General features: G+C 62.1%; 7 protein-coding genes. 2 read left to right on the plus strand and 5 right to left on the minus strand.

Annotation, left to right across the window (positions count from 1 at the left end):
- Positions 1–187: 187 nt before the first annotated feature.
- The 4 genes from AC01FP_RS15020 to AC01FP_RS15035 form a co-directional block, all read right to left on the minus strand.
- Positions 188–1,216 (minus strand): hypothetical protein, encoded by a 1,029-nt coding sequence (locus tag AC01FP_RS15020; protein WP_474481444.1) that lies wholly within the window; start codon positions 1,214–1,216, stop codon positions 188–190.
- A 4-nt stretch (positions 1,217–1,220) separates the two neighbouring features.
- Positions 1,221–2,183, minus strand: a complete 963-nt coding sequence (locus AC01FP_RS15025) for a GDP-L-fucose synthase family protein (protein ID WP_474481446.1) — start codon at positions 2,181–2,183, stop codon at positions 1,221–1,223.
- Positions 2,183–3,322, minus strand: a complete 1,140-nt coding sequence (gmd, locus tag AC01FP_RS15030) for a GDP-mannose 4,6-dehydratase (protein WP_474481448.1) — start codon at positions 3,320–3,322, stop codon at positions 2,183–2,185. The genes AC01FP_RS15025 and gmd overlap by 1 nt, the downstream gene beginning before the upstream one ends.
- Before the next feature lie 81 nt (positions 3,323–3,403).
- On the minus strand, positions 3,404–4,639 hold the full coding sequence (locus AC01FP_RS15035; RefSeq protein ID WP_474481450.1) for a hypothetical protein: 1,236 nt from the start codon (positions 4,637–4,639) through the stop codon (positions 3,404–3,406).
- Positions 4,640–4,704: 65 nt separating this feature from the next.
- Between AC01FP_RS15035 and AC01FP_RS15040 the strand changes: the two genes are divergently transcribed.
- Positions 4,705–5,871 carry a hypothetical protein gene (locus AC01FP_RS15040; RefSeq protein WP_474481452.1) on the plus strand — a complete coding sequence of 389 codons (1,167 nt, stop codon included), beginning with the start codon at positions 4,705–4,707 and terminating at the stop codon, positions 5,869–5,871.
- Here AC01FP_RS15040 and AC01FP_RS15045 read toward each other — a convergent pair.
- Positions 5,856–6,170 carry a hypothetical protein gene (locus AC01FP_RS15045; RefSeq protein ID WP_474481454.1) on the minus strand — a complete coding sequence of 105 codons (315 nt, stop codon included), beginning with the start codon at positions 6,168–6,170 and terminating at the stop codon, positions 5,856–5,858. The two genes, AC01FP_RS15040 and AC01FP_RS15045, sit on opposite strands and share 16 nt — an antisense overlap.
- Positions 6,171–6,185: 15 nt before the next feature.
- Here AC01FP_RS15045 and AC01FP_RS15050 point away from each other — a divergent pair, with 15 nt between their 5' ends.
- Positions 6,186–7,085, plus strand: coding sequence for a class I SAM-dependent methyltransferase (locus AC01FP_RS15050; protein ID WP_474481456.1), 900 nt, complete (start codon positions 6,186–6,188; stop codon positions 7,083–7,085).
- The last annotated feature ends 501 nt before the right edge of the window (positions 7,086–7,586 follow it).

Below are 7,586 nucleotides of genomic sequence, written 5' to 3' on the forward strand. Positions count from 1 at the left end.
CGGCCAGGGCCGCCAGCCCCACCGCCCAGGCCACGGCAAACAGCACCAGCAGTTCCTGGTTCTGAGCCAAGCGGCCCTCCTGGCTCTCTATTGGGGCTAGACAATTTCACTGAGACAGTCCCTTTTGAGAATGAATGAAGTAGTTAAATTAATTCGAGGTGATCTTTAGGCGCTGGGGATGAGCCTATTATTTGAATTTATTGACTGACAGCTCTTCATCGACTGCTTCTTTTTTCGTCGCGAAAACGGTCTTTCTGATTGGTAGGTTAGCTTTTCTTTGTTTATACTTTCGTGCGGTCTGCAGCGGCTCCCATGCCCAGGCACTGAAATTGATTTTCGAATTATTTGAATCTAAAGGGGTTTGCATATGTTTGCTTCGAGCGAGTGCAGTCTTTTGTTTTGGATGAGCTTGGATGGTAATTCTCTGCAATGGCTTCTGCAGATCCAGGAACCGCTGGGCCCCCTCGGCATCGCCATGGCGCAGCTGGTGCAACCCCTGCTCAATCGCCTGCTGGTTGATGAGCAGCCCCGCCGGCCGCTGCAGTGAGCGCGTACATAGGGTTAACTCCAGCTCGGCTTCATCATTCGGCGCTAGAATAGGGTCCACATAGCACACGCCGCCGTAGAGACGATCGCTGGTTTTGTCGTAGCCGCGGGCCGTGCTCGCCTGCAGATGCACGCTGGGCACGGGGTTGCGCACATGAAATCCATGCCTCCAGAGCACGTAGGCAATGCGGTTGTCGCAACCGGGGAAGCCCAGCAGGAAGCTGCTGGCATACAGCAGGCTCTCGGCCAGTTCCGCATCGGCCCGCACGCCCCACACGACCTGGGTCCAGTGGGGATAGTCGTTGAGATGCAAACCAGCCTTGCCGTGGTTGTAGCGCGTCAATGCCAGGAACACATCCGGCCGAGCAAAGGTGCGGCCCAGCTGCTCGAGGCCCTCATCCAAATAGATGTCGGCGTTGAGAAGCAGGCCGATGCCCGAGCCCTGGCGTTTCACCCAGCGGAACCATTCGGCGTAGGTGATCCGCTCATCGCTGCTCACCACCTCCACCGGCACCGTGCCCTCAGGAACAGGCGGTGCATCGCTCTCGCAAAACAGCACCATGCGGCTGATGCCGGGGTGGTTCAGGTTGCGCCGCAGGCATTCATCAATCTCCAGCTGCCGCTCGGGGGTCCGGGTGCGGTAGTACTGGCTGTAGACGACGATGTCCATCGCTTTAAAGCCTCTCGCTCCCTTGGGCCGCAAAATCCGCCACCGTGCTCACCAATCCCGCTGCGAGGGGGATGCGCGCCCGCCAACCCAGCGCCGCCAGCCGGCCCACATCGAGCTGTTTCTTCGGAGTGCCATCGGGCTTGCTGGTATCCCAGTGGATCTCGCCTTGGAAGCCGGTGGCGGCCGCCACCGCTTCCGCCAGCTCACGGATTGTGAGATCCACCCCGGTGCCCACATTGAGGAACTGTTGCTCGTCTGGCCCCGGCTGCCAGTGCTCCAGCGCAAACACACAGGCTTCGCCGAGATCATCCACATGCAGGAACTCTCGCAGCGGTGTGCCTGTGCCCCAGCAGGTAACCCTCTGGGCGTTTGCTTGCGCTGCTTCATGGAAGCGCCGGATCAGGGCCGGCAGCACATGGCTGTTGGTGGGGTGGTAGTTGTCGCCCGGGCCATACAGATTGGTGGGCATCAGGCTGATGGCATCAAAGCCGTGCTGCCGGCGCAGCGCCTCACACAGCTTGATGCCGGTGATCTTGGCGATCGCGTACCACTCGTTGGTGGGTTCCAAGGGGCCCGTGAGCAGCGCCTCCTCCTTGATCGGCTGCTCGGCGAACTTCGGATAGATGCAGCTGCTGCCCAAAAACAGCAGGCGTCTCACCCCAGAGCGCCAGGCCGTTTCGATCACGTTGGTCTGGATCTTGAGGTTATCCAGAAGGAAATCAGCGGGATAGGTGTTGTTGGCCTGAATGCCGCCCACCTTGGCGGCTGCCAGCACAACAACCGTGGGCTGGTGCTGAGCAAACCAGCGCTGCACGGCCGGGCCGTCTTCCAGATTCAGCTCGGCGCGGCTGGCCGTGAGCAGGTTGCTGTAGCCCGAGCGCTGCAGCGCCCGGCAGATGGCGCTGCCCGCCATGCCGCGGTGGCCGGCCACAAAAATGCGGTCGTCTGCTGTGATCAATTCCGCCATCAGCCCTTGCCCCCGTGCGCCTGCGCTACCGCCTGGGGATTGGTGGGTGGGTTTTCCATCGAGCCCACCACGTTGAAGCCCTTCAGCCGCAGGATCGCTTCCTTGCGCGCTTCCTCGCGGTCGGCCGCCACCATCTCGGCCACCAGTTCCTCGAGCGTGGTGGTAGGCGTCCAGCCCAGCTTGTCGTGGGCCTTGCTGGGATCGCCGAGCAGCGTTTCCACCTCAGCCGGGCGGAAGTAGCGCGGGTCGATCCGCACCACCAGCTCGCCGCTGCTGCGGCGGCCGGTTTCCTGCACACCGGTGCCCTCCCATTCCAGGGCTCCCCAGCCCAGCTCCAGGGCGGTGAGCTCGATGAAACGCCGCACCGATTCCTGGCGGCCGGTGGCGATCACGAAGTCTTCCGGGGTGCCGGGTTGCTGCAGCATCCGCCACTGCATCTCCACGTAGTCGCGGGCATGGCCCCAGTCGCGCAGCGAATCGAGGTTGCCCATGTAGAGGCAATCCTCCAGGCCTTCGTTGATGCGCGCCAAGCCGCGGGTGATCTTGCGCGTCACAAACGTTTCACCGCGCCGCGGGGATTCGTGGTTGAACAGAATCCCGTTGCAGGCATACATGCCGTAGGCCTCGCGGTAGTTCACCGTGATCCAGTAGGCGTAGAGCTTGGCCACTCCGTAGGGGCTGCGCGGGTAGAAGGGCGTGGTTTCCTTCTGGGGGATCTCCTGCACCAGGCCGTAGAGCTCGCTGGTGCTGGCCTGGTAGATGCGGGTTTTGGCCGTCAGCCCCAGCATGCGCACCGCCTCGAGGATGCGCAGGGTGCCGAGGGCATCGCTGTTGGCGGTGTATTCCGGCGCCTCAAAACTCACAGCCACATGGCTCTGGGCACCGAGGTTGTAGATCTCATCGGGCTGCACCTGCTGGATGATCCGGATCAGGTTGGTACTGTCGGTGAGATCGCCGTAGTGGAGGTTCAGCCGCGGATCACTCTCGTGGGGATCTTGATACAGATGATCAATGCGGCTGGTGTTAAAGGAAGAGGCGCGACGCTTGATCCCGTGCACCGTATAGCCCTTTTCCAGCAGGAGCTCCGCCAGGTAGCTGCCGTCTTGGCCGGTGATGCCGGTGATTAGGGCAACAGGCATACAACCCTCCTTATGAGCAAGTTTTAGTTCCGCTCCTGCCCCTCTACATGTAGCAGCCGACACCTAATGGCGGCTCTGCGCTCAGGAACGGGCCAGGCACTCGCTGCACCATTGCCCAAAGCTGCTTGTCAGCAGTGCTGCTGCATAGCTGTTTGCCTTTGTGTTTGCCTTTGTGCTGGCCTCGAGCTGCTCTGCGGCTAGCGCCACTGCTGCCAGCCAGGCCCCGCCATCGTTTCCGCTAGGGCTGAGCCAGGGCAGCCCCAGCTCCTGGGCCTCTGCCGCCAGCCAGCCCGTGGCGTAGCCCACGCCCACCGCTGCCCGCTCCACCGCCATGCGGCTGGCCGCCCAATGCCACAGCATGCCGCTGCTACGCCGGCCATAGCGCACCGGGTCGTAGGACAGTAGGGCCACGGGGCAGCAAGCCAGCCGATTCACCAGCTCCTGGCTTGTGATCGGCCCCTGCAGCCACTCCAGAGCCAGCCCCGCCGCCTCTGCTCGCTCCAGCAATTGGCGTTCGCTGCCGCTGAGCCCTGTTTTGCTATGGCTGTGAAACAGCCAGCCCCAGCCGCTCAGGCTGGCCGGTAGCCCCTGCTCAAGCACTGTTTGCAGTAGCGCTAGCGCCGCTTCCCTTCCCTTGCCTGCCTTGAGATCACCCCAATGCAGCAGCACCTGGGGCCCTGCTCCTGGCGCCGGCGGCTGCGGCTGGCAGCCCGCTCCCACCACCGCAGGGTGGATACCGCCGCTTTTCAGCCCCGTAGCAGCCAGCAGGGGCGCGTAGAGGGTTTCCTGCTGGCGGCTGGGGAAGGCCAGCTGCAGCTCATGCCCTTGCTTGGCTGTTGCCCGTGCCAGCGCGGCTAGCGCCACGCGGCAGTTGGCCGTGGCCTGATCTTCGTTGCTGGCGTAGCTGAAGGATTCCTGCGGCGCAAACATCAAGCTCAGCAGCACCCGGGCCGCTGGCGCCGTTGCCAGGTGCCGCGCCAGCCCCAGCAGTTGAAAGGGCAGCAAGCTATGGCCAATCCAAACGGCCACCGGCTGCTCTGCGCTACTGGCCTGCTGCAGCTGGACCTCCAGCCGCCGCGCCAGGTTCACCATGCCGCCTAGCTCGCTCCAGTGGCGCGGGTCTTCGTAGCCGCAACCACTAAACACGCCAAGCAGGGGCTGCGGTGAATTGCTTTCCGCCTCCAGGGCCACATCGGCCCACAGCTCCGCCTGCCAGCCGGCCTTGATTAGGGCCTCCAGCAGCTGCCGGTTCACTTCATCGTGGTGGCCCACCGAGCTGGCATGGGCCGGATCCACAATCACCAACCGGTGCTGCACCCTTGGCTTAGGCGGGTTTTCAAGTCCATACTGCCTTTTGAATGGGTGTTGGTACCTCCTTAGCCATGGTCGATCTGCTCGAGCTTGGCCGCTACGGCCGCTGCCGTGAACTCGAGGAGCAGGCTCAGGCTTGCCGTGCCACTGGCGATTGGTCGACAGTGGCTGCCTTGCAGCTGGCCTGTGCCTGGCTGCTGGCCGGCGACCTGCGCCAAGCAGACCTGGCCTACCTAGAGGCCGATCAGCTTGATCTCTCCTTGGCGCTGGTGCCCGATGTTTGGGGCCTATGGCCCGCACCAGACTCCCAAACTCCCAGCCCCCAGCGCCAGCAAGCCCTAGAGCTGGCAGAACGCTGGCGCAGCATGCGCAATCCCGCTGCCCAGGCCCTGTGGCAGCAGTTGCGGCTCCGGTTGCTTGCCGATTGGCGCCTGGCCCTGGAGCCGGAGGGGCGCGATCCGCTTTTGATCCTGGGGCGCATTACTGCCCTGCCCAGTGCCGCTCCCCTAGATCCGCCGCTCGAGTCCGAGCTTGCCCAGCTGGTGGGTGATGCCGAGATCGCCGCCGAGCCAGCGGCCAGCTGCCGCTACTGGCAGCTGCTGGCAGAGATCAGGCCTGGCTGGGGGCTGGCACGCATCCGCGCCGCCGATCTAGCCCTTGGCCGCGGTGAGCTCGAAACCAGTGGGCGCTGGTTGATCGACCCTCCGGCTGAGGCCTTACTGAACCCTTGGTTTCATGATGTTGTTGCTCGCCATGCCGTGGCTAGCGGCCAGGTGTCCGCTGGCCTCGATGCTTGGGGTGAGGCGATCAGCGCTGGCCAGGCTCAGGGTGAAACTGACCTAGTTGATATCTTCGAGCAGCGCCGCCGCGAAGCACGCCGCGGTCCGGGCGTGCTCCAGGTGCGCAGCCTTGCCAACCGTGGCGACGCTGACGCTGCCCGCCAGCTGCTGCAGCGGCTCCTCGCTGAGGATTCCCAGTGGCAGCCCCTGCGCAGCCTGCAGGAGCAGTTGGACCAGACGCCTGCCCCATCCCAAGCCCCAGGGCCTGCTGCCGCCCCCGCAGAGCTCGAAGCGTTCACCCTGCTGCTCAACCGTGCCAGCCGCCGCCTCCAAGCCCTCGGCCATCCCCTGCCGGAGACAGTTGCCATCGAGGATCCCGGCCTTGATGGTGCAGCAGCTGCGCTTGAGGCCTGGTCGCGCCGTCTCAGTGACTACGAGGCTCGCTACGCCCTGGCCTGATCCAGCCGCTCTAGCAAGGCCTGAATTAAGGCTTCCGCTCGGGTTTGTTCCTGCCGATACCCCATCAGTAGCTGTTCTTGCTGCTGATGGGCCAGAAAATAAAACTCCAGCTCTTCCTGCACCTGTTGGAGCATCAGCAGGTTCAGTTCCGCTTCGTCTCGAGACTCCTCCAGCTGGCTTTGCAGCTGGGTGATCTCCGCCTCCCTTTCAGGCATAACGCCGGTTTGCAGTGCTGTGTGGGGTGAATCGGTGATGGTTTCGCTTACGGAATCACTGATAGGCGATACGTTAAGACTCATCCCCGCCTAAATCCAGTGTCGGCTGCCCTAACGCCAGTGCCAGCGGCCTTAGCGGCACAAGCGCCCCATTTCGAGCAGTTCAAGTTCAGCGATTTCCCCAGTTTCCAGTCCTTTATACAAGCCACCCATAAGCAGTGGCCGCAGCAGGTGCAGCAGGCCCTGCGCCTGATGGCTCTGCACGGCATCCAGGATCCAGTTAGCCGGCAACCAGTGGCTCCAGCAGCCCTGCGTGTCTCCGGCAGCAACTACCGCGAAACCTTTGAAGTGGATGGCTGCCTGGCCCGCCATCGCGCCATGCTGCTTGTGCTGCAGCAGCTAGTTGATGCCGCCCTTGTGCCCGCTACCGCAGATCTGCAAATTTACTGCCCGGAGTTTGTCACCCACTTTGCTGAACGCCTGCGTCAGCAGTTTCCCCAGCTGGTCGGTAGCGAATACCTGCCTGATTCGGCCGACCCTTTGCGCTCAAATATTCCCCACCAAGACCTCTGCCAGCTCACATTTGGCCCTGCTGCTTTTGATGTGGTGGTCTGCAATGAGTTGTTTGAGCATCTATACGACCTTCCCGCTGCCTTGGCAGAAATTGCGCGGGTGTTGCGGCCAGACGGGTATTTGGTTTCTACTTTTCCCTTCGCCTACGGCTGCTACGAGACGATCGTCAAGGCCCGGCATCGCCCTGGGGCTATTCCCGGTGTAGCCGCTGAAGCTGAGTTGCTTACTAAGGCTGAATTCCATGGCAACCCCGTGGCTCCTGAGCAGGGCAGCCTTGTGTATCAAATACCAGCTTGGGATTTGCTTGATCAGGCCCGAGCCGCTGGTCTCAATGATCCCGTCATTTACTGGATCGCAGCGCCAAGTTACGGAGTGGTGGGCAATGAAATTCCCGCAGTAATGGTGCTCTTAGCAGGCAAGGCCTAACCCCTGTGGCCGCGCGGCCTTGCCCCCATCCCCAGCCCGAGGCCGACTTGGTGCCCCACCTCAGTTGCAATCAAATATTGTTACTACTAATCACAAAAATATTGCATTGCCGCCATTGGCTTAATAGTGTTTATTTCCATGTCAAACGACTGGATTTAGTGGCCCAAGCAAGTGAGTAGATACTGAAAAGCATGCCCCAACTATCTGAGGAGAGCCCCAATTGCCAGATCGGCTCTGAGTGGCTTGGCCATCGGCCAGAATTGAGCAGCCACACTCGTTTTTCATCCCATAAAGACCTAATGCTGGCTGACATCGGGATGGTGTCCAGAGCTGGCTTGTCGCCGGATCGGTCCAAGCCGCTGAGGGATGTCGCAAATTCACTGGGGCAGCTTTGAGATGCCGGTATATCGGTTGAACGGGGCTTCGTTACTTTTTGTGCATGTGCCCAAGTGCGGTGGCACGTCGCTGGAGGGGATGTTAACCGCCCACCCGGCAATGGAA

The organism is Cyanobium sp. NIVA-CYA 375 (assembly GCF_056108345.1).

Coding starts and splice junctions, on each gene's coding strand:
- AC01FP_RS15025 (WP_474481446.1), bottom strand. CDS start 2,183: ATGGCGGAATTGATCACAGCAGACGACCGCATTTTTGTGGCCGGCCAC.
- AC01FP_RS15045 (WP_474481454.1), bottom strand. CDS start 6,170: ATGAGTCTTAACGTATCGCCTATCAGTGATTCCGTAAGCGAAACCATC.
- AC01FP_RS15020 (WP_474481444.1), bottom strand. CDS start 1,216: ATGGACATCGTCGTCTACAGCCAGTACTACCGCACCCGGACCCCCGAG.
- gmd (WP_474481448.1), bottom strand. CDS start 3,322: ATGCCTGTTGCCCTAATCACCGGCATCACCGGCCAAGACGGCAGCTAC.
- AC01FP_RS15040 (WP_474481452.1), top strand. CDS start 4,705: ATGGTCGATCTGCTCGAGCTTGGCCGCTACGGCCGCTGCCGTGAACTC.